At 45.0% G+C, this 24,045-nt stretch carries 22 protein-coding genes and 2 tRNA genes; 7 read left to right on the forward strand and 17 right to left on the reverse strand.

What is annotated here, in order from left to right; translation table 11 throughout:
- Window positions 1–27: 27 nt before the first annotated feature.
- Window positions 28–996, forward strand: a complete 969-nt coding sequence (locus LRM48_RS01460) for a GTP-binding protein (protein ID WP_243812472.1) — start codon at window positions 28–30, stop codon at window positions 994–996.
- 859 nt (window positions 997–1,855) lie between these two features.
- On the opposite strand, the gene der is transcribed toward LRM48_RS01460, so the two are convergent.
- The 5 genes from der to LRM48_RS01485 form a co-directional block, all read right to left on the reverse strand.
- Complete coding sequence (gene der / locus LRM48_RS01465; RefSeq protein ID WP_243812471.1) at window positions 1,856–3,289, reverse strand: ribosome biogenesis GTPase Der; 1,434 nt, start codon at window positions 3,287–3,289, stop codon at window positions 1,856–1,858.
- A 20-nt stretch (window positions 3,290–3,309) separates the two neighbouring features.
- Window positions 3,310–3,816, reverse strand: a complete 507-nt coding sequence (locus tag LRM48_RS01470) for a hypothetical protein (RefSeq protein WP_243812470.1) — start codon at window positions 3,814–3,816, stop codon at window positions 3,310–3,312.
- 83 nt (window positions 3,817–3,899) lie between these two features.
- Entirely contained in the window at window positions 3,900–4,607 is a 708-nt protein-coding gene (locus LRM48_RS01475) for a pseudouridine synthase (RefSeq protein WP_243812469.1), read from the reverse strand.
- Window positions 4,604–5,626 (reverse strand): response regulator transcription factor, encoded by a 1,023-nt coding sequence (locus tag LRM48_RS01480; protein WP_243812468.1) that lies wholly within the window; start codon window positions 5,624–5,626, stop codon window positions 4,604–4,606. The genes LRM48_RS01475 and LRM48_RS01480 overlap by 4 nt, the downstream gene beginning before the upstream one ends.
- Window positions 5,627–5,678: 52 nt before the next feature.
- On the reverse strand, window positions 5,679–7,661 hold the full coding sequence (locus LRM48_RS01485; RefSeq protein ID WP_243812467.1) for an ATP-binding protein: 1,983 nt from the start codon (window positions 7,659–7,661) through the stop codon (window positions 5,679–5,681).
- A gap of 117 nt (window positions 7,662–7,778) precedes the next feature.
- Between LRM48_RS01485 and LRM48_RS01490 the strand changes: the two genes are divergently transcribed.
- Window positions 7,779–7,853: transfer RNA gene (locus LRM48_RS01490), tRNA-Glu, on the forward strand.
- 167 nt (window positions 7,854–8,020) lie between these two features.
- On the opposite strand, the gene LRM48_RS01495 is transcribed toward LRM48_RS01490, so the two are convergent.
- The 7 genes from LRM48_RS01495 to LRM48_RS01525 form a co-directional block, all read right to left on the reverse strand.
- Complete coding sequence (locus LRM48_RS01495) at window positions 8,021–8,503, reverse strand: NUDIX domain-containing protein (protein WP_243812466.1); 483 nt, start codon at window positions 8,501–8,503, stop codon at window positions 8,021–8,023.
- 185 nt (window positions 8,504–8,688) lie between these two features.
- Window positions 8,689–9,456 carry a hypothetical protein gene (locus LRM48_RS01500; RefSeq protein ID WP_243812465.1) on the reverse strand — a complete coding sequence of 256 codons (768 nt, stop codon included), beginning with the start codon at window positions 9,454–9,456 and terminating at the stop codon, window positions 8,689–8,691.
- A 15-nt stretch (window positions 9,457–9,471) separates the two neighbouring features.
- Window positions 9,472–9,852 (reverse strand): response regulator transcription factor, encoded by a 381-nt coding sequence (locus LRM48_RS01505; protein WP_243812464.1) that lies wholly within the window; start codon window positions 9,850–9,852, stop codon window positions 9,472–9,474.
- A gap of 8 nt (window positions 9,853–9,860) precedes the next feature.
- A complete protein-coding gene (locus LRM48_RS01510) occupies window positions 9,861–11,387 on the reverse strand; it encodes a sensor histidine kinase (protein WP_243812463.1) in 1,527 nt (508 codons plus the stop codon).
- A complete protein-coding gene (locus LRM48_RS01515) occupies window positions 11,378–12,484 on the reverse strand; it encodes a DUF3048 domain-containing protein (protein WP_243812462.1) in 1,107 nt (368 codons plus the stop codon). Before LRM48_RS01515 ends, LRM48_RS01510 begins: the two co-directional genes overlap by 10 nt.
- Before the next feature lie 38 nt (window positions 12,485–12,522).
- Window positions 12,523–13,968, reverse strand: a complete 1,446-nt coding sequence (gene gltX, locus LRM48_RS01520) for a glutamate--tRNA ligase (RefSeq protein WP_243812461.1) — start codon at window positions 13,966–13,968, stop codon at window positions 12,523–12,525.
- Window positions 13,969–13,997: 29 nt separating this feature from the next.
- A complete protein-coding gene (locus LRM48_RS01525) occupies window positions 13,998–15,020 on the reverse strand; it encodes a DUF4367 domain-containing protein (protein WP_243812460.1) in 1,023 nt (340 codons plus the stop codon).
- A gap of 89 nt (window positions 15,021–15,109) precedes the next feature.
- On the opposite strand from LRM48_RS01525, the gene LRM48_RS01530 reads away from it, so the two are divergent.
- Window positions 15,110–16,606 (forward strand): PEGA domain-containing protein, encoded by a 1,497-nt coding sequence (locus tag LRM48_RS01530; RefSeq protein ID WP_243812459.1) that lies wholly within the window; start codon window positions 15,110–15,112, stop codon window positions 16,604–16,606.
- Window positions 16,607–16,615: 9 nt separating this feature from the next.
- Here LRM48_RS01530 and LRM48_RS01535 read toward each other — a convergent pair whose 3' ends face one another.
- Window positions 16,616–18,019, reverse strand: a complete 1,404-nt coding sequence (locus LRM48_RS01535) for a sortase (protein WP_243812458.1) — start codon at window positions 18,017–18,019, stop codon at window positions 16,616–16,618.
- A gap of 103 nt (window positions 18,020–18,122) precedes the next feature.
- Between LRM48_RS01535 and LRM48_RS01540 the strand changes: the two genes are divergently transcribed.
- Window positions 18,123–18,209 (forward strand) — tRNA-Leu (locus LRM48_RS01540).
- A 124-nt stretch (window positions 18,210–18,333) separates the two neighbouring features.
- On the opposite strand, the gene LRM48_RS01545 is transcribed toward LRM48_RS01540, so the two are convergent.
- The 3 genes from LRM48_RS01545 to LRM48_RS01555 form a co-directional block, all read right to left on the reverse strand.
- Window positions 18,334–18,546 carry a hypothetical protein gene (locus tag LRM48_RS01545; RefSeq protein WP_243812457.1) on the reverse strand — a complete coding sequence of 71 codons (213 nt, stop codon included), beginning with the start codon at window positions 18,544–18,546 and terminating at the stop codon, window positions 18,334–18,336.
- Window positions 18,547–18,675: 129 nt separating this feature from the next.
- Window positions 18,676–19,461, reverse strand: a complete 786-nt coding sequence (locus tag LRM48_RS01550) for a hypothetical protein (RefSeq protein ID WP_243812456.1) — start codon at window positions 19,459–19,461, stop codon at window positions 18,676–18,678.
- A 5-nt stretch (window positions 19,462–19,466) separates the two neighbouring features.
- A complete protein-coding gene (locus LRM48_RS01555) occupies window positions 19,467–20,267 on the reverse strand; it encodes an exodeoxyribonuclease III (protein ID WP_243812455.1) in 801 nt (266 codons plus the stop codon).
- 30 nt (window positions 20,268–20,297) lie between these two features.
- On the opposite strand from LRM48_RS01555, the gene LRM48_RS01560 reads away from it, so the two are divergent.
- From LRM48_RS01560 to LRM48_RS01570, 3 genes are read left to right on the forward strand one after another with little or no spacing between them, the layout of a single operon-like run.
- Window positions 20,298–21,107: an alpha/beta fold hydrolase gene (locus tag LRM48_RS01560; RefSeq protein ID WP_243812454.1), complete on the forward strand. Its 810-nt coding sequence runs from the start codon at window positions 20,298–20,300 to the stop codon at window positions 21,105–21,107.
- A gap of 20 nt (window positions 21,108–21,127) precedes the next feature.
- Window positions 21,128–22,153, forward strand: a complete 1,026-nt coding sequence (locus tag LRM48_RS01565; protein WP_129744510.1) for a glycosyltransferase — start codon at window positions 21,128–21,130, stop codon at window positions 22,151–22,153.
- A 19-nt stretch (window positions 22,154–22,172) separates the two neighbouring features.
- A complete protein-coding gene (locus LRM48_RS01570) occupies window positions 22,173–23,471 on the forward strand; it encodes a glycosyltransferase (protein WP_129744509.1) in 1,299 nt (432 codons plus the stop codon).
- A 29-nt stretch (window positions 23,472–23,500) separates the two neighbouring features.
- Here LRM48_RS01570 and smpB read toward each other — a convergent pair whose 3' ends face one another.
- Complete coding sequence (smpB, locus tag LRM48_RS01575; protein WP_129632756.1) at window positions 23,501–23,977, reverse strand: SsrA-binding protein SmpB; 477 nt, start codon at window positions 23,975–23,977, stop codon at window positions 23,501–23,503.
- Between the last annotated feature and the right edge of the window lie 68 nt (window positions 23,978–24,045).

The raw sequence follows: 24,045 nt of genomic DNA on the forward strand, positions 1-24,045 counted from the left end.
CTTGTGAAAATGACGTATAATAAGCATATGGCAAAACGCGATGATGATTTGGAATTTAGCATTAATGCGCCGTTTGATGATGGGCGAGCGATTGTCGATAAAGTTCCGTTGTATTTGGTGAACGGCTCGTTGGGCGCTGGGAAAACTAGTGTTCTTGAGTTCTTATTGCAACAAAGTGACTATAAGGGTTCTCGGGTGATTGAGAATGAATATGCTAATGAAAACGTTGACGGTTATCGATTGGAAAAGTTGGCGGATATTGTGACGACTTTGGCTGGTGATTGCGTTTGTTGTTCGTCGAAGCATGCATTGACACGAATGTTACTTGACTTTTGTCGCAATTCCCCCGTCCCAGTGTTTATTGAGGCGACTGGTGTGGCACGAACGATGAATTTGGTTGAAAAATTGATTAATGCACAAATATTCAATAAGTATGAGTTGGCGCAGAGCTTTTATGTTATTGACGCACATGAGATTTTACATGGAATTGAGCCGGCGCATGAAATTGAGTTGCAAGCAGCGGACATGATTTTAGTGACCAAAGAAGATTTGCTAGGTGACGACGAGCGACTACGATATGAATCCAAGCTGAGCTCCCTGCCTTACGGAAAAATACTGAGCGCGCCACGAGGTAAATTTGATGTCAATAAAATGACGACGCCGTCGGGACTACTAACGTTTTTCGATAAGTACGATGGCGAGTTGGTCGTGCCGGATAATCCGACGTATGCGGTGCTGGATGTTTCTGGTATGAAAATTGCTGCGGCGACTCTGGAAAAAATTTGGCCGGAACTTTTTGATGCTTATAAACTCAGGCGAATGAAGGGCTGTTTTATTGATGATAATGGCGTGCGGCATCATTTGGAGGCAACGGAAAATCAGATTCAAATAGCTAATTCTGCGGCGGAAGAGCCAGCAAAAATTGTGCTAATTGGTGAACGTGCGGACGAAATTACGCGTGAAGTTTTGTCGGCGCAATTGATGATGTTTGAATAAAAGTTCGCTTTCGTCGTTTCCGACTCATCAGCATAGATACACATCTATGGAGCGAACATGACAAGCAGAGACTTTGACAGAGGTTCGCAGGAGACTACAGCAGCTTGGCAATATCGATCGCCAAGTAGACTGCTACTACAACAGCAATGAGACTGATGGCTATGGCATTATACAATGCATGCTATACCAGATGTTTGTGACGTGCAGGAGTCCAAAGCATACGCTAGCGCGCACTCGTTCGCGCCAGTTCCACCTCTCGCTCCCGGAGCGAAAAGCTTGCTCCTCCAGTAGTGCGAAGAGCAATAGAGTGTTGTACATCCCACATCCGGTTGCCTTGAGACTCTGCAGAGACTTCTGCTTTTTCGTGTAGCTCGTGAAGTTTCCCATGAGAAAGACTCCCGTTGCACCAACAATCCAGGCAGCCCCTGTCGCCCATCTCGCAGGGAGGAACGTCTCAAAGATACTAGTCAGCAGTCCGACTACGGAGCTATCAAGCCCCGGAATCATCAGTAGCGCTTTTATCGTGGCAATTGTTACGATAATCAATCCTGTTGCGATGGCAGTGAGCCATCGCTTGCCAAAGTTTCCGGTATCTTCGATTGCGGCAACTAGCTTAGGCCAGACGAACACTGGTCTGCTGTCTGTCGGCATGACTCTATTGAAGAGCCAAGCCATAGCCCCTTTTTGGGGGCGATGCACCACCGCAATATCTGGAGGGCACATCTATCATCACCTCTTTCAAAGTTCTGCTTGTCAAAGTGCGCTTTCGGGCAAGGATGTACTCAACTTGTCCGAAAGCTGATAGTATTTATAATACATATGTGTAAAAAAGTCAATAGAAATTGCTGTAAGAATAAGATTAAGCGATCTTTTCGGCGTTTTTGGCTTGCTTGTAAGCTTTGGTAACGGGCGCTAGGCCGCGGGCGACGCGTTCGCGATTGGCCTTTAATTGCTTTTCGTCACGGAAAGACATTTTAATTGGCGTTCCTGCAAAATTGAAAGCTTCACGCAGAGTTCGCTCCAGATAACGTTTGTAGCTCCAGTGGACGAATTTCAGATTACTGCCGTAGATAACAAACCACGGCGGAGCAACGTCCGTCTGGACAATGTAGCGCAGCTTCGGGTGTGAATTTTTCAGACCAGCCGGCGGATGTGCGGCGATAGCTTTCTGTAAAATATCGTTTAAGGCGCGAGTTTTACATTCTTGGCGACGACGCTTATAGATATCAAGCGCTAGGTCGAATAACTTAGCGACATTCTGCCCAGTGACAGAAGAGGTGAATATTAACGGCGCGTATGGCGTAAACTTGAAGTTATAGCTGATTTGTGGTGCGATTTCATCGTGTGTGTAAGCGTCTTTACCTTTGACGGAGTCCCATTTGCTGACAACCAGAACAAGCCCCTTGCCCGCCTCGTCAATAATTCCAGCTAGGCGCTGATCCAATTGAACGTTAAGCTCATTGACGTCCATAAGAAGCAGACAAACGTCGGCTTCGTTTATGGCTTGCATGGTGCGAAGAACTGAGAACTTCTCAATTCCCGTTTCTTGCTTTCCTTGGCGGCGAATTCCAGCGGTGTCGAGCAGTTCAATCGTCTGACCGTGATAACGAACTTGAACGCGGTTTACGTCGCGAGTGGTGCCGGCGACGTTGGCGACGATGGCTTGCTGTTTGCCCGCTAAGGTATTGAATAGATTACTCTTTCCGACATTCGGGCGGCCGATTAGTGCGACGCGGATGATGTCGTCAGGTGCGGTTTCGGTGGCTGGTGGAATAAGTTCGGCAATGCTGTCAAGAAGCTCCGAAATGCCGATACTGTGCTCGGCGGAAGTTTTTATGATGTTTTTAATGCCGAGTCGTTTGAATTCGTCGATAGAAAGAGAGCCTTTTAAGTCTGCTTTATTGGCGATTAAAATGACTGGCTTGCCGCTTTTTAGGGCTTTTTTGGCCAATTGTCGATCAGCGTCAGAAGGATAAACAGTGGAGTCAACTGTTACGAGGATCACGTCAGCGGCGGCAGATGCGTCAGCAATTTGGTCCTGAATGGTCGCCTCAAATTCGTCCTCGGCAGTTTTAAGTCCAGCTGTGTCGATGAGCCAAAATTGCGAATAGTCATCTGATGGCGTAGAGTCGACGTTGCGTCGTTTGTATGAGACTTTACCAACAACATTGTCGCGTGTCGTGCCAGCTTCTCTGGCGACGATGGCCGTGCGAGAGCGCGTCAAGCGATTGAATAGTGAGCTTTTGCCGACGTTGGCTTGCCCGATGATGGCGACTGTTGGTAGTTTAGACATGATTGTATATTATAGCAGTTTTAAGACATTTTGGCGAGCACACTGTTTATGTAAGCCTCGCACGGACGAATTATTTTCAGGAAATCTGTAAAATAATTCGGGTTATTTTCTATTGTGAACTTCTCAGGCGCGGCTACGACGAGTGTACATTCTCTGCTGTCGCTATTATATTCTCTGGCGTAATCGTGGATGTAGACCTTTGGAGATTGTTCGTTAATTGGATTTGGGCAAAGTGTTATGTAACAATTTTCTTCGGGGTTATTTATGCAATAGTACACGTTATTGTCGTCATCTTTGAACGCTACAGATATAGGATATTCAAATTTCGTAGTATGTTTCTCAACCTCTTTAATAAGTTCGATGTAAGCGTAGATTTGGTTTTCTAGGAATTTTGGTAAAATGTTGGACTTATCTTTCTCATAGAACAATCTTTCTATGGTATCCGATCTTTCTTCCTTAAGGTTACGTATGACTGCTCTTAGTTTTTCTGAGGACAAGGGCTCAGATTCGCGCCCTAGCGTTTCCATTTTGCAATTACACTTTCTATCAAACTTAGCATAAAAGCTATATTACAATATTTACCGTAAAATGTAAAGAGCCGCGGAGTAAATTATGAATTCGTGAATTTCTCTTCTCGCCATTCGCCTCTCTTGAGTTCACCGAGCGAATAATTGCCAAAGTTTGTTCTGTGGAGTTTTTTAACAGTGTAACCTAACGCATCGAAAGTTCGCCGAATTTGACGATTCCTTCCCTCGCTCATTTCCACTATCCAGTGATAGTCATCATCTTCGTGTTGTCTTTCTAGCGTCAATTGACTGCGCCCGTCAGGAAGCTGCACACCAAAATCATTGATCATTTGGCGATGTAGAGGTTGCAATGGCTGGTCGATTGTAACGAGGTATCGCTTAATCTTGTAAAACGACGGATGTGTCATGCTGTGAGCAAAATCGCCGTCGTTCGTCATGAGAATCAGCCCAGAACTGTCTTTGTCCAGGCGACCAACAGGTTTTAAGTGGTGAAGATTCTTCGGTAATAATTTGTAGATTGTCGGAACGCCGCCCTGAGAAGCGCGCGAACAAAGATATCCAGTTGGCTTATGCAGGATGATGAGCTGTTTGGATTGCAATTCTAGCAATTTGCCGTTATAGGAAATTTTATTTGCGTCAGAGATTTGTTGACCCAATCTGGCGGGCTGACCGTCAACGATAATCTTTCCCTTCTCTATCAATTCGTCGGCCTTCCGCCTGGAAACACCCGAGCACAGCGCCACGAATTTATTGAGGCGCCAAGATTCTTGCTTTGTGTCTGGGTTTATCATTGTTGCGGATTTATCGGTGGAAATTGTGGTGACTGAGGTTCTGATGGTTGATGTGGAATGTTTTTCTCCTGAGGCTGTGCTTGGACCTGAGGTATTACGCTAGCTTGCTCAATAGGATTTGGTGCTAGCTGTTGTGGCTGAGGCGTTGGAATCGGTTGCGGTGCTGGAGTCTGCACTGGTTGAGGCTCTGGAGTTGGTTGAGAAATTCTCTGCGTATTGTCTAATTCTTCTGCCATAAGTTTAGAGATGTCTACCGAATTCTGAGAATCATCAGCTGGTAAAGGTTGAATAATGCGATCACCAAGCCCTGAAGGTCGCGGCGCAGGTGATGAAAATGGCGCCATAGGTTGCGGCAGAGTTGCTGGCTGCTGCTGCGGTGTTGGAATCGGTTGTGGTGCTGGAGTCTGCGCTAGCTGAGGTAGCGGTTGTAGCGCCGGCGCGAATGCCTGTTGCGGATGTTGCTGCATAAGCGGATTTACTAAAGAAGCTGTTGGCGTTGCAGCGGGGGCGGCTGGTTGTGGTGACAATGAAGAAATATCAGGTCTAGTAACTGGCTGCGGCGCTGCTGGAGTTGGCTGAGGTGCTGGAGTGGCTGGCTCATATGTATGAGCTGGTTGTGAAACTGGCACTGGATTTGTGCCGACTCCCGGAAGATCTCCCAAGGTTTCGTGAACTGCCCTCACGACGTCTTCTATTCCCACCTGAGACTTCACCAAGTATTTATCAGCGCCAAGTTGCTCGCCGCGTTTTCGCTGATCTTCTGATGATAGTGCGGTCATGATAATCACCTTAACGTCTTTTGTCTCTGTCGTTGAGCGTAAAATGTCCAGCATATCAAATCCAGAGATTTTCGGCATCATCACGTCGCTTAAAATTAATCGCGGACGTTCTTTAATTGCCATGGCCAGAGCTTCTTCGCCGTCGCCCGCCGAAACGATATCGTAGCCCTCCGCCAAAAGTCGTACACCGTAAATTTCGCGTAAACTTTTGTCGTCCTCAACCAATAAAATTTTTGTCATATGTTTATACTATACTGAAGTTTTGACAAAAAATCCATAGCCCTTATGGTTATTATTCGCGACCAGGAATTGATAGTTGCTGGCGCTTTTTACGCAACTCTTCCTCAATTTCAGCCAACGTCGGCTCGGAAGAATTTCTGGCTGGTTGTGGAGTTTCTGGCTGGGTCGTCGGGACTGTAGGCACGGCTGGAGCTGGGTTCTCTGGAGTTGCAATTGCGGCTGGATTTGAATCGACAATTTCGCTATTATTTTCAGTTGCGACATCTTCCGTCTTCTCTTCTGTGGCAATTTCAATTTTTCCTGAAGCCAAAGAGTCTGGCGTTTTATCTTCGGGCTTTTTAACTTCCGCAGATTCTAATCGCTGCTTAGCTTCCGAACTATTCATACGAGGAATTTCCAGATAGAAAGTACTTCCCTCTTTATATTTGCTTTCAACTCGCAAGTTTCCAGACATCGCCTCGGCCAAGCGGCGACTCAAATATAGCCCCAAGCCAGTTCCGCCAATTTCTCGCGTGTCAGAATTGTCCACCCGATAAAATTTCTGGAATAAATGTGGAATATCTTCGGCGGGAATGCCAATACCGCTGTCTTTTACGCTTACGGAAATCTGCTTATCGTCGCCGGTAACATTGACGACAACTTCGCCCGACGGTGTGTATTTGATGGCATTTTCAATCAAGTTGCTAACAACTTCCCGAAAATGATCAGGGTCAATATTGGCATAAAAAATCGGCTGCAATGACTTCTCTTTACTCTCGCCAACGATGTCTGGCATAAAGATGTAATTGAGCTGCTTTTCGCTAGCTTTTGTCGCCAAACCATCAAAAATATCCTTCAAAAATTCGTTTACGTTGATGACTTTCGGGTTGTTTTTCATTCGCCCATCTTCGACTTTGCTGATATCAAGAAGATCTTGGAATAATCGTCCCAGATGTTGCGCCGATTCGTGGGCTTTGGTAATGAAATCGCGGGCTTTCTCGTCGATGTGAGCGGTGGCTGGATTTAACGCCAGACCCAAATAGCCCTCAATTGACGCAACTGGCGTACGCATCTCGTGGCTGGCGGTGGAAATAAACTCGGCTTGCTCGCGCTCCTCGGCTTTTTCCTTGGTGATGTCGCGGAAAACTACAATGATTCCTTCGCCGTCCGTGCCGACTGGAGAGCTGACGATTGACACTAAAATGCGTTTTTCAGAGCTGGTCAATAGGAATAATTTATCGTTGTGCGTTGGCTGGTTTTTTGATAAAGATTGAGCTATTGGATTCTCGAGGTCTTCTACATCTTTTCCGTCTGAGGTGACAAGTTTTAAGACACTTTTCCAATTAAGCCCGAGCGCGTCGCCTTGGTCCCAGCCTATGATTTGTTGGGCGGACGGATTTATCAGTTCGATGTTGCCGTCTTTGGAAATAGCCAGAACGCCGTCGTCGATGGCATTAATCACTACGTCAGATTTACTTTCAACCGCGGAAAGTCTATTCTCCAGATTGGATGTATTGTCATCAGTTTTTTGGCGGCGAATCCATAGAACGAGGCTAAAAATCAAAGGTAAAAATCCGAAGAAGAGGTAGCCGATGATGAATTGCACGTTTATTCCCTGTTGAACGCTGGTGGCTACAATCTGCAAAATAACCAAAAGTCCCATCATTCCTAAGATTATTGCGCCGAAAAATCCTGCGAAAATTGCCACGATAATCCACATAACCAGGAATGGCGAAACGACTCCGCCGCTGGTAATTATGGTGGTTACGGCGACAGCGACGGTTAACAAATATACGAAAATTCCGATTTCAGTTTCGTGTTTTCTGGGAAGCCAAAAACATAAAATCAGCACAATTAAGCTGCCGATTCCTGCCACGCCAGCTGCCAAATCTGAGACCGATAATCCTATTGGTAGTTGATAGCCGGTCGGTATGAATCGTGCCCATGCATATAAAAGAATGATCGTGAAACAACTCAGTAATGCCACTTCACACAACCGTCTTAACCAAAATCTGGAAATTGCGTGAGGCTTAAAGTAAATCCCGCCCTTTTTCATGCTTTTATTATGGCGAATTTTCAGAAAAATCTCAAGTGATAAATATGACATAGAGGTTGTATGGATGCGGAAAAGTAGACAAGCCTCCCCTTTTCGTGGTACAATCTATGGAGTTACGGCCCTATCGTCTAGCGGTTAGGACACCAGGTTCTCATCCTGGCAACCCGGGTTCGATTCCCGGTGGGGTCACCAAGAATAGTTAACTTATTAAAAAACATCTACATGAAGGTGTTTTTTTAATTTGTGAAGTAGTATGCTTCAATTCTCAATATTCTTCAACTTTTCATATAGACACATACTACAAACCGTACGTAGATGGTCTAATTGACGATCTGTATGGTCTCATAACTAGGGATGTCCTAGAGTTTATAAAGTAACAAATCCACCTCGTCCCATTCCTCAACCACTGTGGTCAAAGTATACGTAGCGATGGTTTTGGCGTTGTCGTATATTTGTTTTGATGTAAGCTTCTTTAAATCTCTCAAGCTAAAGAGGTTAATGTTGTTGGATTCGCCGCTAGCTATATCATGTATCGGATTTTCCGAAGTAATAAACGCATAACTTATGTCCGTGTGATAATGCCCGCCACCAGCAGGATATGTGTGAATCGCGATCGGTTGAGGGTGTAGTTTCACCCCAGGCAATGAAGCAAGTCTATTGTAGCGCGGCTGCAACAACCTCAGCTGGTTTTTGTCGTAGCCAGATTCTTCGGCTATTTCCCGTAAGACCGCTTGCCACGGTGTCTCGTCCAGCTCGACATGCCCGCCAAACTGCAATAACTTGTTTAGCTTGCGGTGCTTATGCAAAATAATCCGAGGTTCGGCACTCTCTGTTATTTTCACAATATATCCGCTAACGCATATATCGTGCTGGCCAGGCTGGTTATGTATATGAGGCATACTATAATTTTACTTTAATTGTGGTGCGCGGTCAAAAGGATGCGCAAGGGTAACCTTTAAGGCGGGCAGGTTAATAAATTGCACTGCATGTGAGACGCCGTGGGAGCCCATAGAAGGGCTATTTTTTATTATTCTATGTTAATCTTTCCGGTGAACATTGCTAATTGAGGGTTTTCAAAGAAAAACAGCGGCTCTCCATGATAATTGTGACACATCTTCAACTCCTTCACTGAACGTTCGTCTCTCTTTACTAAAGTAAGAGTTTTATAATCGGGATTTTTCGCGCTTATAAATATTATTCCCTCGAGGTTTTTACTCTCAATGAATAGATTTTCTATTTCTGGAAAAAATAACGGGAAGAATGGTCTCGTATTTATATTGTCATCATACTCAGGCTCAAAGCGGGAGCCTAGTATAGTCTCATCTTCTGCTATAAACCATATAGCAACGTTTTCCCTGTCTACTCCTAGTTTACTTGACAAGTTTTCTTTGTATTGATCTATCTTTGAGTAGTGTAATTTGAACGATGTTATGAAGTTGTCTTTATAATATTCTGGTTTCGGCACTGACTTTATTTCTTCGTGTATAGTTACGGAATTTTCAGTTTTAATCTTTTTTCGAATTTTTTCATCAGCAGATTGTTTTATTTTCATCTCATCTCTGCGTTGCTGACTTCCGTTTTTGTTACGTTTACGAGCGTCATATTTAAAATGCTCAAGACCATATACTGTTTTATCATATTTAGTGTATATGTCTGGACTCTCGAATGAATGCCAGTTGCTTAATATCCTTTTTGCTTTACGCTTTCCTAAGCCTAGTAGAGAGCATTCTAGATAAGGAGATTTGCTGTCATGATTTAAATATTTTCTACTAATGTACTCAGCTTCATTTTTCATTGCGTCAAAATATTTTTAGTCGTCGCTGCTCATCTGTTTAACGACTTCTATCAAATTCCGCGGCGTAATGTCGGCTTTAATCAGATATCCATCGACGCGACTCATAACGGATTTACGCGAAGCTTCGTCCTGTTCAAAATTGGTCATAATCAAAATCTTACTATTCGGAACCAAATCGACATTGTTATTTCTCAGTGCGTCTAAAATCTGGTCACCACGCTGTTCTGGCAGCATTAAGTCGAGGATTATCAGGTCAAAAGTTTGGTTGCGCGCCGCCACTAGTCCGTCATTTCCGTCGACCACCCACGTCACATCATATCCCGCTTTTTGCAGACTCCTGACATACATTTCGCCAATAAAACGGTCATCTTCCACGCATAAAATTGTCTTTATCATAATTCCTCCTAGCCCTTATACATGGCGTGATTTTTTATCCAGCCGCCACCCTTTCGTATCAATTGATTATTCAGTTGCCCGTCTTCTAACAATTTATCTTTAACTGTAGCATAAATTGGCAAAGTGAACGAGAAGACTGAACCTTCATTTTCGCGGGATCGAGCGATTATCGAGCCGCCGTGAGATTCGACAAAGGCTTTGCAAATGTAAAGCCCAATTCCCGTCCCAGCGACGGCCTCGCGTGATCTGTGTGATCGATAGAACTTGTGGAACAAATTGTCCACGACATTCGCCGGCATACCAATTCCATTGTCGGCGACGGACACTTCCACGAAGTCGCCTTTTTTCTCCGCGGAAACGGTTACGGACCCGCCCTCAAAACTGTATTTAATGGCATTGTCAATTAGATTACCAATCACTTCCCCGATACTTCCGTGATCAGCGGCTACTGTCGGCAGATCATCTGGAATATTGACGCTGAGCATTCTGTGTTGAGTTGAGGCACGAAGCTGCATATCATCGGCGATCGAGGCGTAAATATTAGCGACAGTGTCTTCCAGCAGATAAACCTTCAAGTGATGTCTATCATATCTGGCGACGTTAAGAATATTGTCAATGTAGCTAGACAAGCGATTGGACGAAACGACCAACCTATCAAGAAGTTGCCTTTCATCGCCCTGCAAGCGTCCAGCAAACTCTTCGTTGATGATGTCCAGGTATCCACGAATGACTGTAATCGGTCCGCGGAGTTCGTGGGCGGCAAATGATATGAAATTGAGGTCCTCCTCTTCTGGCAAATATCCTTTAGACTTGTCGATGAGAAAAATGACAGTTTCGGCGGCGGCACCTTTCTCAAATGAAGCCACGATATCAAAAATCCGCGTTTTTTGGATGATGTCGGGGTTGGTGCTAATGCGTTGCCAGCGGCGCTCGGCTTTGATTTTCTCATTGGCAATTTCGTGAAGCCAATCGGAAATGCTCGGTTCGTTTAGAAAATCAAGCGCTAGAAAATCCTCGCCTTTTGCGTTTCTGGAAATCGGGGCGGCGGAATTGGCGAAGATAATTTTCTGGTTGGAATTAAGAATCACGACGCCGGTACTGGCTTGATTCAGGGCTTGAGTGAGCGGGATTTTTGGTTTGTCGTTGTCGTTAGCTGATTTTTGCTCTGGTTGATAATCGCCATAAATTGCCTGAAGTGCCGTCTTAAATCCGGTTTTTTCGTAGCGTTTATCGTTGGGGTTTGGCGGAGTGTCGGTTGTCGGTTCGCCAATTTTATGAGAAAGCGCCGCCAGAATTTTATTAAGCGGTGCAGCGATGATTTTAACGATAGAAATTGAAAATAGGATTTGTAAAATAGCAGTAATTAAAATGATAATCCAGAAATTTAGCTGGAATATGGAAATTGCCGTAAAATGGAGCGCGATTCCCAGTCCTAATATAATGCAGGCGCTCGCTGATAATAGGACTAATATGACTTTTCGGTAATAATATTGTTTGTACTCGCGTAGGGTTTTAGATGCCGGATCTATTGCCATGAAACACTTCCCCTTCCTGGTGTGAAGGCTGCAATCCATGTTTGCCCGCGATTTAAGGCAACGTCTTTTCCAGATTCGTCTGTCAATTTAAGCGGCGAATTTATGTCCGCTTTTGACCAAGTGGCGGTGGCGACTGTGCCGTTTTGGAAAATGTAAGCTTTGCCGGATCCTGTCGTTTTGATGTCTTCGTAGCCATCGTAATTTTGAGCCCGAGCTTCAACGCCAACTTCCATAGCTACGACAGTATTTGGGGCAATTTGCCCGTCCTCTCTATCAGTATGTGGCGCGCCAGCCATGCTCCTGAGGTAAGAATTCGACGCCTTGTCGTAGGCGTATGAAGTGTTGTAGAGTGAGCCGCTGAGGTTTATGCTTACAGATGTGGCGTTTGGCGATTCGACAGGTTTGCCGTCTGCTCGCGCGAAGCTGGTGAACTCGGAATTGTTATAACCTTTTGCGCTGTTCAATTGGTCAAGTTTTTCTCCTGAAGTGTAGACGTTGTGCGGCGCGTAGCGGTCGCGAGATCGCCAATATGATCCGTCGTTAAAGAACTGGTCGATGTCGCGATAATTGCCGTTTCTGACTTGAGATAAAGCGTTGGGGCTTCCGCCAACGTGTGCGATTGATGCTTGATACGGCGCCGCCCAGCTCAAATAGTACAATCTCAAGCTTCGTACTGGACCGATTAGCGCAGGTTTCTCCCCTTGATACAGAGCCAAAAACCTAGTAATTCCGCCCTCTGCCACGGCTTCATAAACCACGCCAGCTTTCTTCAGTCCTGACTGTGGTCTGGCGGCTGGACTATTCTCAATCATCACGCCAGTTACGGGTAGCTTCGCGGCGGCTTCGTTCGCGATTTCCATTCCAGTCAATGGCGAATAAAACTTCTTCGGCGCGGGTTTTTTAGTTGGTAATTTCAGATCCGCACTAGCAGTCTGCTCGTATTTTATGGAGTGAATTGCAATTATGAAAACTCCAGCGATAACCACCGCGCTCACCACGAGCACAATTGCCAGAATATGCTTTTTTACCCATTCTTTGAACGACTCCCAGCGGGCGCTCTTTTTTTGTCCTGATTTATCTATTTTTTCAACATTCATGCTTATGCTTAGTATAGCATTTTCGGCGCACGAATAAACTATTTTTGTAGATAATTATCGATTATTTGCAGAGTTTTTTCCTTGCCAATTAGCGCCAGCGTGTCGTTAAGTTGCGGACTAAACGGCGCCCACGTCGTCACAATTCTCACCAGACTAAACAAAATCCCCGGCTTCTGCCCCGTCGTTTCTAGTAATTCATTAAGGCAATTCTGAATTGCTTCTGGCGTCCAATCTGTAATTTTCTCGAATTCTTGGCGAGCAATTGTCAATAAATCTCGTCGCTCGTCGTCGGTCAATTTGCGAAGTTGCTTATTTCCGTCAATTAATTTCGTGTCAATTTCAGGCTCGACGAAGAAATAGCTCGTTAACTTTGGCAAATCTTGTAGTGTCTTCAAGCGATCTTGTGCCAATTCCAGAACGCGCTTTTTATACGATTCGTCGGCGTTTTTGGCTTCTCCGCCCCAGAACGGTTGGCAGCGAGAATAAAGATCGTCCAAGCTAAGTGAGCGAATCCATTGACCGTTCAGCCAGATAAGTCGTTGTTCGTCAAATCGCGCGCCAGATTTTTGGACTCGATCAAGTGAGAACTTTTCAATCAGCTCAGCTTTACTGAAAATTTCCTGTTCCGTGCCGTCATTCCAGCCAAGTTGCGCTAAGAAATTAAGCATCGCTTCTGGCAAAATTCCTTCTGATCGATATTCAGTTACGCTTTTAGCGCCGTCACGCTTGCCAAGTTTTTTATTTCCCGATGGCGCCATAATGTGTGGCACGTGTGCCAGAATTGGTGGCGTAATTTTAAGCGCTTCGTAAAGCGATAGGTATTTAGGCGTACTGGCAATATATTCCGAGCCGCGAATCACGTGCGTGACTTGCATTTCGAAATCGTCAATGATGTGCGCAAAATTGTAGGTTGGCAGACCGTCCGCTTTGATCAGAATAAAATCATCCAAGGCTTCTGGGCCAGCTGACAACTCGCCCATAACGGCGTCTTTCCAAGAATATCGCTTAATTTCCGGAACTTTGAAGCGTAGCGGCATTCCAAGTTGCCACTCTGGCGGATTTTCTGGACGATGGTCGCGGTATAGGAATGCTCGTTTTTCAGCCTTGGCTTTATCGCGGAAAACTTGCACTTCTTCGGGCGTGTATGGGTCGGCGTAAGCTAGCCCTTCGCTAATCATTTTCTTTGCCCACTTTATGTAAATGTCGCGGCGATCTGTCTGGTGATATGGACCAAAATTGCCAGACTCTTCTTTTGGATTGTTAAGAGTTGGTCCTTCGTCCCAATTTAGTCCTAGCCAATTTAGAGTTTCCAAAATCATTTCTTCCGCGCCTTCGACGAACCGAGCTTGGTCCGTGTCTTCAATGCGCAAGATGAAATCTCCCTGATGCGCTCTGGCGACAAGGTATGTGTATAGCGCGGTACGGACGTTGCCTAAGTGAATATAGCCAGTCGGACTTGGCGCAAAACGAGTTCTAATAGTCATGAGTAAATTATAACACGTTATCTGATGAGTTACAGACTAGTGGCGATTTTTTCAATTTGGCTACTTGAAAGGTTCGCGTCGCCGCTGATTTGATATAGGATTCCGCCGTTCACCCAAGCCGCTTCTTTTCCGCCGCTGTAAATTGTCAATCCATCGATCATTGTGGTGTTTGGATTCTTGTGTTTCTCAGAGAAAAATTCTTTCACTGCTGACGAATTCCAGCCGCTTTTTTGCTGGGTTATGGTATATCCTGAGCTTCCGTCAGCGTAGGCATATTTCATAGAGACCTCGCCCGATTTGAATTTGATAGGTCCGTTCAGTGCGTAGCCGTCTGGCTTGTAGCCTGGGTATTTGGCGTCAATTCCTGATTGAACGGCTGCCATTTTTATGGAAATATTTGGCATACTTAAGTATGTTAAATAACCACCTAGCAGCATCACCGCAAAACCAACAGAAAACGTATTCAACCAACGCAAGGCGCCGCCCTTTTTCTGGCGTCGGCGTGCTTTTTTATTGCTGATAATCTCATTCGACAAAGCTTTCTCAATCGCTTCGTTTTTCAATTGATGAGCGGTTTTTGCGACTGGCTTTTCTATTTTTTGCGGAGCCGTAGCGACAAGCGGATTGTTATTCATAGCCAGAGGCTGGCGTTCTTTTCGCAATTTATTATCAACGCTAAGAGATCTTTGTTGGGCGCGACGAGTAACGGGGTGAGCTTCGGCTGGGCGGTTAATGGCAATTTTCTGAGGAGCCGGTTTGCTGACAATTGGCGTAGAAAACTTCTTCACGGCGACATGTTGCTTCACGTCGACGCGAGCTTTCTGGGGTTTGGCAGCCAATGGCATACGCTGCGGCATTTTAACGTGCCGACGATTCAATGTGCTGGATTTCTGAACATGTGCAGCGTGAATATTTGATACAGATGTGCCGCGCCTACTGATTGATTGTTCTTTTTTTATTTCAGATTTTTCAATCTTAATATCATCCATTACCATTCCAGTAATAGTGTTGTAAGCTCGTCCATTGATAACCACGTAGTTTTTACTTGCCATTAATCCCCCTAATGTTTATTCCTATATATTATAGTACAAATCGCCTAAGGTTTTTTCAAGTGTAAAAATATGTTATAATTTTCGTAATTATGTACCAGAAAAAGAATCGCACTAAAGAGCTCGCGCGGCGGACCTTTGTGTACACGCTGATGACATTATCACTTATAATTCTTCTTACGTTTTTGACGTTTAGAATGCTCGGCTATACGTTTGATCCAAACACGAAAGAATTGCAACAAACTGGACTTGTCCAATATGAATCACATCCTGGCGGGGCGCTGGTTTATGTTGACGATATGGAGCTGCGCCGCACTCCGACGAAAAGCACCGTTCTTCCTGGCAAGCACACTTTTTCGATGAAATTGGATAAATACGAACCGTGGCAAAAAACGTTGAATATCAAGTCCGATACCGTTACGAATTTGAATTACGCCAGATTGATTCCGACAAAACGCGAAACTACCGAGGTAAAAACGTTCGATTCATTACAATCCGTTTCTCTGTCGCCAGCTGGTAATTTCTTGATGGGATTTGGCGTTAAGGATAAAACTCCGATTCTGACAATTGGCGACATTCGCGACACGAACAAAGATAAGGAAAAGTTTACGGAGCATGCATTAAGTACGAGCGTTTTGGCTGGCTATTCCCTGTCTTCTGACAATCATACGTTTATCGTGTCGGAATGGGACCGCGATTCTCGTTACGCGCTAGTGAAGCATTCGTATCCAGCGGAAAATAACACTACGGGCGTGCAGTGGTTGGTTTTTGATAGAGAAAATCCAGAGAAAATTATTGACGTAACGGCTATGACTGGTTTTGGAATTAAGCAAATCGGCTTTGCGGGAACTGGCGCACACACAGCTTACGCTCTGCAGGAAACTGGCGAATTGAGGCGAGTTGACCTTGATAGCTTGACAATTTCCAGCCCAATCTTGACTGGCGTCGAATCTTTCAAGCTTTATGGCGACGATCGTTTGTCTTATATGGCTACTGTTGATGGTAAAAAAGTGGCGGGAATTTGGAAGCGAGATTGGAAAGAGTCGTTCGTGATCGGCACTTTTGCTACCGATTCTACCCCGGTAATTCGAATTTCTCGCTATTTCAATAAAGACACCGTGGTTTTGACTGATGGCAAAAATATGACAATTTACAGAGGTGAGATTTCAGATTCTAAGGACCGCCAAAAAGAGTTCTTAAAAACGGCGAAGATTATTAAGACTGATAATGCGATTACGAACATAACGATGGACAATGCTGGGCGATTTATCGTGGCGCAAAGCGGCGCAGTGCTGCAGACTTACGATTTGGAGCGTAAAGAATTGTCGAGCGCGTTTAATATCGGCGTGGCACAGGAAGTGAAGTGGCTTGACAATTTCTATATCCGTAGTGTTTCTGCGTCAGGAAAAATGGAGATTCGCGAGTTTGACGGCACGAACGCTCATACGTTGATAGACGTTAAGCCTGGTTTGGATTCTGTTTTGTCCTCGAACCAGCGATACGTTTACGGATTGACGACCAACGCTTCTGAAAAAATTGTCCTGAGTAAAATGAATATGGACAATGGTTCGATTGGGCTATTTAATTAAATAGCTAGTTTATCGACCGCCGAATAACTTCTCAAGCAAAGTCGGCTCGGGTTTTCCTGGAATATTTGATTTATTTCCTTGTTGTTGATTTGAGCTGGATTCTGATGTCGCAGTAGCTTTGCTTGGGTCTGGGCTGATTTGTTCCGCAAAGATAAGAAGTCGTTTTTCTGCGGTTCCTAAAGGCACACAACTTACAAGTGTCAGCATTGGCTTATCTGTGTTAATCTGAACTTTTGAAACTTCGGTAGGCATTACAACTTCTGTTGAGGTTATTTTATAAGTGTAGCGTTTCCCGTTGTAATTCATGTAAATAATATCGCCCTTGACCAACTTTTCATTCTGAGCAAAGACGAATTTATAATCGCCACCAGCAAAAGCATCGTTACTGGAGTGTGCGGCAAATACGGCATTTCCGACTTCGCCTGGCACGGCGCTGGCGCCAGGAATTGAAAAGTGAGCCACTCCCTTCTCCATGGCTTTTGATTGCGATTTTGTGTCGCTGGCGGCGCCGTAAATGACCGGCGCGTCAACGTTAATCTTTGGGATGATAATCCTAGGTTCAGGTCCGACAGTTACGTCAGTGGAGGCGTCAACGATGATGTTTTGCGGGTTAATTGCGCCAGGTGTTGTATAGGCTGCGACCGCGCCGAAAATAACGCGGTTATATTGCAAAAACATGAAGACTAATAACACCGATAATCCAGCAATCGCCGGAACAAAATGTCGGGATTTTTTCACCTTATTTGCGGAGTCGCGAACCTTCTGCTGAATTTGACTGCGGAGTTCTTTGATGGCTGCTTTTTGCGGGTCCAGAGGCTCGTCTTCGCTGACTACTGGCGTGATATTCTGATTTTCCCTCGTTAATCGAGAAATCTCACGGTTCTTTGCCGCAATGTCGCCAGCGTAGTAACGCTCATAATACATCTGATAATATTTCTGCCAAGCGCTGTGGTATTGCTTCCATTGGTCAGCCGAAACTTGAGTGTGGACGGCTGAATTTTGAGTTTGAGCGGTTTGGTTTGCGGGAGCGGAATTGCTAATTTGCGGCTCTGGCTGAATCTGGGTTTGGGCAATTGGCGCCGTCCGCATAGCGTGATTAACAGAGTCTTTTTTTAGCTCTGGCTGTGGCGCTGTTGAAGCTTGCTGAGGTTTGGTTATTTGTGCCTTGGGCTGTTCTGATCGGACTTCGGGCTTTGATTGCAATTGAGCGGAAAATGGTTGCGTCTGAGTTTTTTCTGGCGCAGAACTTTGCTCTTCTGATCTGGAATAAATAGCGTCAAGTTGCCCACGAATAACATCGGCAGCGGCATTTCGTGAGGCTGCTGAGTCGCGAGTTGGCGGCGTGAGAGATCGGCGCTGATCTGATACCGGCATGCCCACTCGACCGTTTGATTGATCATCCGTCGGATACATAACTTCTTCTATTATACGTCAAATTGATATCAAATAAAAGTCGTGCTTGTGAGAAATTGTTAGTTGTGTTACAATCATACGGTAGCTTGGAGCGTTCTCTTGTGCCGCGGTGGCGGAATTGGTAGACGCGCTAGACTCAAAATCTGGTGAGCAATAGCTCGTGCCGGTTCAAGTCCGGCCCGCGGTACCAGAGGCAGCTTCAGGTGATAATCGTCCATTTTGGGCGATTTTTTATGCAAAGAAAACAGCCCACAGAAAGGCATTGTGCCGAGGCTTTATAGCCTTCCAGGCGAGCTGTTTCCTTTCTGCGGGCTTTACAGCCCTTTATTCCCGTTTGTTTTCGCATTCAGCAAGAATGCGAGCCCGGAGCAGGCACCGCCCAGCGCTCCAATAAGTGCTGTGGGGAGTGTGGGTAAGGCGAGTACGAGCGAAGCCAAGGCTCCGACTAGGGCTCCTGCTAGGGCGGGGATGATGATGATCACGATAACCGTGATAATCATGATGAATACGATCCAGATTTTTTTCATGACACTTCCTTTCAAGAAGTGCTTCACTCACGACTAAGGGCTACTTTCGCCCTTTGATGAGTCCGAGCGAAAGCTTGGTAGTATAATACAACTAATTGTACGTAATGTCAAGCGGATATTTATGCGAGGCTACATTTTGCAGATAGCGGTACTGATTGCTGCTAGCGGCGCTTTCGGCGACCAAATCAAGTAGCTTGCGGCGCGGGCGCCGACGGTTCCCCGCCAAATTGCCATTGGTGCGTCCCATTTTTGGGTAACGACTTCTCCGCTGTGGGCGATTATTAAATTGTCGGCATGAAAAACGCAAATTGTTACGGGATATGTGATGGTGAATTTGTGAAGCGCTTCAACGAGTTGCGACAATTGAATGCTGAACGTAATCATCTTTGGATAAAAAATTGCGCGGAATATTTTCTGAACTTGCGCCAGACTCGCTATGAAAACCACGTGCGGATTGTCCAAAATTTCCTGAAAACTATTTTGTACAAGGTCAATCGCGTCTCGCGTCAGCACGACGGGAATTTCTGTTTTTTTGATCAATTCTTCATAGACAATTGCCGTTTGACTATTCCGTCCAGCGTCGCCGCATAATAGCAATACATCCGCCCATCTTCCTAGCGCCAAAGTTTCAGTGAGCGCTTCGTTTGCCAAACTTCCTGATTGGTTCGTTGGTGCGAATAAAACGTCGGTCATATTCGCGGGAACATTTTTTTTCAGGGCGTCAGGCAGTAAAACGCGAGCCTCGCCCACGCCAGTTTTAAGGGATTCTTGATAACTTTCTGCCACCGCCAAAAAGCCTAATTTGTTGCCGCCGATGATTCCTAATTTTCCCGCTTGGTCGCGTCGCTCTGGCTTATTCCATTCGACATCTGGAAAAAGTGGTTTCCCTGGTTCTTGTTTTTGCCAAAATTTCATATCCATTACAAATTTACCTCAATGCTCACCGGACAATGATCGCTGCCCATCTGTTCTGGATGAATTTGCGGATTAGTAACGCGATTTGCGATTTCACGCGACGCCAGCCAATAGTCAATCCGCCAACCGACATTTCGCGCCCTGGCATTCGCCCAGTGCGTCCACCAAGTGTACGCGCCAGTTTTTTCGGGAAAAGCCGCCCGGAAAGTGTCCGTAAATCCAGCGTCCAAATAGTTCTGAAAACCTTCCCTTTCTTCGTCGGTGAAGCCGTGCTTGCCGACGTTGGGTTTCGGATTTGCCAGGTCAATTTCTTGATGCGCCACGTTCATATCGCCACAATAAAGGACTGGCTTTGACAATTCCAATTCTTCCAGATAAGCCAACACTGCCTTGTCCCATTTTTTATATCGCAAATCCAATCGGCTCAAATCCCCTTTTGAGTTCGGAGTATAGCAATTGACAACCCAGAAATCGTCAAACTCGGCGGTGATAATTCGTCCTTCGTCGGCTGGATTGCCGTATTCATCGCCCGTCAAGTCAAATTGCTCAATGATGTTTGGCGGAAATCCGTCACGCCAGCTTAAGGGCGGAATTTTTGAGAAAATTGCCGTGCCAGAATAGCCTTTTTTGGCGGCGGAATAGAAATGTTCGTGATAATCTGGCAGGTCAATTTCAACTTGATCTCGTGTGGCTTTGGTTTCCTGCAGGCACAGAATATCTGGATTGTACGTGTCGATGAACTTCGCGAATTCACCCTTATTTATAACTGCACGAATGCCATTTACGTTCCAAGAGAAAAGCTTCATAATTTTATTATACCGTGATGATATAATTTAATGAATATGCTACCAATGTACGATAAGTTTTTGGGCGAAATATCAAGCGATTTCATGGACGTCGGAGGAGTGAAAACTGCTTGCTATTTTTATCAAGGCGGCTCGAATAAAACTATTTTGCTAATTCACGGCATTGGTGGCGATTTTCACGGGATGATTCCGCTGGCTTATCACCTGAAAAATGACGCGAATTTGATGTTTGTTGACTTGCCTTCTCACGGCAGAAGTCAATTGATAAAAAATATGAAAATGAGCGATATTGAAAATTGGGCGATGAATTTAATATCGGCTTTTGACGGTAAAGGCGTGTCAATTGACGAGGTTGTTGCCCATTCGCTTGGATGTTTGGCGGCAAATAAAATGCAATGCCAGAAAATTTGGTACATCAGCCCTCCGATTAAAACTTCGGCTATATCGAGAATCTCCTCGTCATTTTTTTACCACACTCGTCGAGTGAATCAATATATCTATTTGAACTATTATTTTTCGGTGTTTCGTGGGCTGTGTTTGGTGAATAATAGACGGAAAAATGTCGTGGATTTGATACGGTGGCTGACGAAAAATACGCGAGTAACGCGGCGGCAATATTTGGAGCAATCGAAAATTGCGCGGGACATTTCTCGGGGCAATAAAATTATTATTTCTGAGCGTGAGTTTACGGGATTGATAGTTGGGCGACGGGATAAGATTTCGCTTCCCGTAAACGCCGCCGATGGTGTAAAAATTGATAAATTTGTGGAGCTTGATACGGGACATTTGTCGGTGTTGGACAGTCCAGAACTGGTTGCCGAATTGATATTGGCGGAATAATTATTTGCTATACTGTAGGTATGAGTAAGAAAGACGATAAAAAACTAATTGTTGATATGATTTCTGAGAGCGAGTTTACCGTTCAGGGTCACGGTGTGCATACGGCCTTTGTAGAGATGACAAATGCGCTTAAAGATCGTAATGATATTGATATTGCGGTGAATAAGGCTCGGTTAGATGCGGATATAGTCCATGCGCAAACTACCGGACTGTATTCGATGAAAAAAATGCGTCAATCTGGCGGAAAGAAGGTTGTGTCTGCTCATGTTGTACCAGCTTCTTTTATAGGTAGTATTAAGGGTGCGAAGTTGCTAGAGCCACTTGCTCGCGCGTATTTACGATGGTTTTACAATAAAGCTGATTTGGTCTTGGCGGTATCTGATTATACAAAGAACGAACTGGAAAAAATTGGTGTCAAGAAGCCAATTTCTGTACTATACAACACTATAGATACGGCAAAATATGCTAATTCACCGGCGAAGAAGAAATCTGCTAGACAAAAGCTTGGCATTAGCAATGATGCTTTTGTGGTTGTTGGAAGTGGTCAAGTGCAGCCACGTAAGCGTGTCGATGTGTTTTTTGATATGGCAGAAAAGATGCCTGATGTGGAGTTTGTATGGGTCGGCGGCGTGCCGTTTGGAGTGATTGCGGCTGAGAATGGTGCTATGCAAAGAATGATGAATAATCCGCCAAAGAATTTGAAATTTACCGGTGTGATACCGCTTGACGATGTTGCTGATTATTACCGTGCGGCCGATGTATTTGTATTGCCGAGCGAGCAGGAAACCTTCGGTTTGGTTGTTGTTGAGGCCGCTGCCGCAGGATTACCTGTTGTCTTGCGAGATATTTCTGATTATGACACAACATTTAGAGATGGGGCGGTAATGGCTTCGTCTGATAGCGATTTTGTTACCCAAGTAGATAAACTGAGGCGAAATAAGAAATTTTATAGCCAACAATGTCTATTAGCAGAAAAGATTGCCAAACGTTTTGACAGCAGTGCTGGCGCTGAGCGATTGGTTGAATTTTATCGATCGCTGATATAAATGGTATAATGGGGCTATTATGAGGATAGGACTTTTTACGGACAGTTACAGACCGTCCATTAATGGTATCGTTTACGTTGTTGAATCATTAAAGCGCGAGCTGGAAGCTTTGGGGCATGAGGTCTATGTTTTTTGCCCAGCAAAGTCTATTAATCCGTCCAAGCAAGCCGAACTCCTTCACGAAGATGAAAATAGTCGAATAATTCGTTTCCGCTCAATTACGGGCGCGTTCTTTGATGATTACGACACGTCGGTGTTCTTCCCTCCTGTGGTGCAGCGCCAAATTGCTAATATGCATCTGGACGTCGTTCATATTTTTACGCCGTCGCAAATTGGGCTATTGGGCGTGAAGGCGGCAAAGAAAAATAATATTCCTTTGATTATCCAGCATTGCACGGATCTATATGAATTCGTCGATCATTATCCTGCGGTTTTGCCGGGAGTTTTGGCGTTGGCGGGAGTGGTTTTTCCATTGTCGGTAAAACTGAATGGACAGGATTTGCTGGAAGTTGCCAAATTATATCGTCCGCGTAATGGCGTAACGAAATGGAATAAAGATATTATTGAGCGCGTCATAACTATTTTATACAGCAAGGCGGATGCGGTGATTGCCCTGTCGCGTAAAAGCCGCGATCAATTGGAATCTTGGCAGACTGAAGATTACACGTACGATGTTACTTTAATGCCAAACGGTGTGAATGCTCTTCCGCGAGCAAGCGCAAAACGAGTTGCAGAATTTCGCGAGCAATGGGGTCTTGATGAAAAAGATGAGGTGTTTGGCTTTGTGGGGCGTTTGGGCGAGGAAAAGAATTTGCCAATTTTGATTCAGGCGTTTAGCGAGTTTATTGCCGAAGCTCGTCCGAAATCGAAGCTATTGTTTGTTGGTGATTTTGAATATCGAAAGACTTTGGAAAAAATGGCAGCCGAGACGGATTTTGCGGATAGGATTATATTTACTGGCGCTATGCCACGAGAAGATTTGGGCGTGGCGTATAAAGTGATGAATGTGTTTACTTTTCCTTCGCTTAAGGATACGCAGGGCTGGGTTCTTCACGAAGCTGCTCACGCTGGAAAGCCGATTGTTATTATTGACAAGGAAGTTTCAGAGGTCGTGAAGGACGGAGTCAATGGCTATTTTGCGGAGAACAATCCAGAAAGTGTCGCGGAAAAAGTAATTGCAATTCTAAAAAGTCCGAAGAAACAAGCGGAATTTAGCGCTGAAAGTAAGAAGCTGGCTAATAAATTCACGGAGCGCAGTCAAGTGAAGAAGCTTGAAAAGCTTTATGAAAAGCTAATTGACGCGCGCGAAAATCAATAAATTCTGAGCCTGGTTCGTAGTCAATGCGATTATCTATTAGAGATAAGCCGCCTTGTTTCTCGGTCTTGGTCGCGACGTTTGATGGTTTGGCGCTTGTCGTAATTTTTCTTACCTTTTCCGAGTGCAATTACAACTTTAATGAATTTTCCGTTGGTCAACAATTTGGTCGGGACGATTGTCATTCCCTGTTTTTTGGCTTCTGTAAAATTGGACAATTGTTTTTTACTTACCAATAATTTCCGCGCCGAAGTGTCGACTGAGCGGCTATTTGCTTCTCCGCGAACGTTTAATCGCAGTGAAAAGCTGGCGTTATTTAGCCACAATTCGCCGTTTCTTAAGCTAACAAATGAGCCTTTAAGTTGGACGTGTCCTTCTCTGGCGGCTCGCACTTCCATCCCAGTTAAAACCAAGCCGGCTACAATTTCTTCGCCAAGTTCATAATCAAACCGTGCGCGACGATTGACAATATTCTGTGTGGCTGGTTTTTTAGCTTTTGGCTTTGACATGGATTATATTATAGCAAAACTTAACGCGACAGTATATTTAGGCTAGTTTTGTGCGGCTGAAATATGAC

Source organism: Candidatus Nanosynbacter sp. TM7-008, from assembly GCF_022828245.2.
Lineage (GTDB): Bacteria > Patescibacteriota > Saccharimonadia > Saccharimonadales > Saccharimonadaceae > Nanosynbacter.

Coding starts and splice junctions, on each gene's coding strand:
- LRM48_RS01460 (WP_243812472.1), top strand. CDS start 28: ATGGCAAAACGCGATGATGATTTGGAATTTAGCATTAATGCGCCGTTT.
- der (WP_243812471.1), bottom strand. CDS start 3,289: ATGTCTAAACTACCAACAGTCGCCATCATCGGGCAAGCCAACGTCGGC.
- LRM48_RS01470 (WP_243812470.1), bottom strand. CDS start 3,816: ATGGAAACGCTAGGGCGCGAATCTGAGCCCTTGTCCTCAGAAAAACTA.
- LRM48_RS01475 (WP_243812469.1), bottom strand. CDS start 4,607: ATGATAAACCCAGACACAAAGCAAGAATCTTGGCGCCTCAATAAATTC.
- LRM48_RS01480 (WP_243812468.1), bottom strand. CDS start 5,626: ATGACAAAAATTTTATTGGTTGAGGACGACAAAAGTTTACGCGAAATT.
- LRM48_RS01485 (WP_243812467.1), bottom strand. CDS start 7,661: ATGAAAAAGGGCGGGATTTACTTTAAGCCTCACGCAATTTCCAGATTT.
- LRM48_RS01500 (WP_243812465.1), bottom strand. CDS start 9,456: ATGAAAAATGAAGCTGAGTACATTAGTAGAAAATATTTAAATCATGAC.
- LRM48_RS01505 (WP_243812464.1), bottom strand. CDS start 9,852: ATGATAAAGACAATTTTATGCGTGGAAGATGACCGTTTTATTGGCGAA.
- LRM48_RS01510 (WP_243812463.1), bottom strand. CDS start 11,387: ATGGCAATAGATCCGGCATCTAAAACCCTACGCGAGTACAAACAATAT.
- LRM48_RS01515 (WP_243812462.1), bottom strand. CDS start 12,484: ATGAATGTTGAAAAAATAGATAAATCAGGACAAAAAAAGAGCGCCCGC.
- gltX (WP_243812461.1), bottom strand. CDS start 13,968: ATGACTATTAGAACTCGTTTTGCGCCAAGTCCGACTGGCTATATTCAC.
- LRM48_RS01525 (WP_243812460.1), bottom strand. CDS start 15,020: ATGGCAAGTAAAAACTACGTGGTTATCAATGGACGAGCTTACAACACT.
- LRM48_RS01530 (WP_243812459.1), top strand. CDS start 15,110: ATGTACCAGAAAAAGAATCGCACTAAAGAGCTCGCGCGGCGGACCTTT.
- LRM48_RS01535 (WP_243812458.1), bottom strand. CDS start 18,019: ATGTATCCGACGGATGATCAATCAAACGGTCGAGTGGGCATGCCGGTA.
- LRM48_RS01545 (WP_243812457.1), bottom strand. CDS start 18,546: ATGAAAAAAATCTGGATCGTATTCATCATGATTATCACGGTTATCGTG.
- LRM48_RS01550 (WP_243812456.1), bottom strand. CDS start 19,461: ATGAAATTTTGGCAAAAACAAGAACCAGGGAAACCACTTTTTCCAGAT.
- LRM48_RS01555 (WP_243812455.1), bottom strand. CDS start 20,267: ATGAAGCTTTTCTCTTGGAACGTAAATGGCATTCGTGCAGTTATAAAT.
- LRM48_RS01560 (WP_243812454.1), top strand. CDS start 20,298: ATGAATATGCTACCAATGTACGATAAGTTTTTGGGCGAAATATCAAGC.
- LRM48_RS01565 (WP_129744510.1), top strand. CDS start 21,128: ATGAGTAAGAAAGACGATAAAAAACTAATTGTTGATATGATTTCTGAG.
- LRM48_RS01570 (WP_129744509.1), top strand. CDS start 22,173: ATGAGGATAGGACTTTTTACGGACAGTTACAGACCGTCCATTAATGGT.
- smpB (WP_129632756.1), bottom strand. CDS start 23,977: ATGTCAAAGCCAAAAGCTAAAAAACCAGCCACACAGAATATTGTCAAT.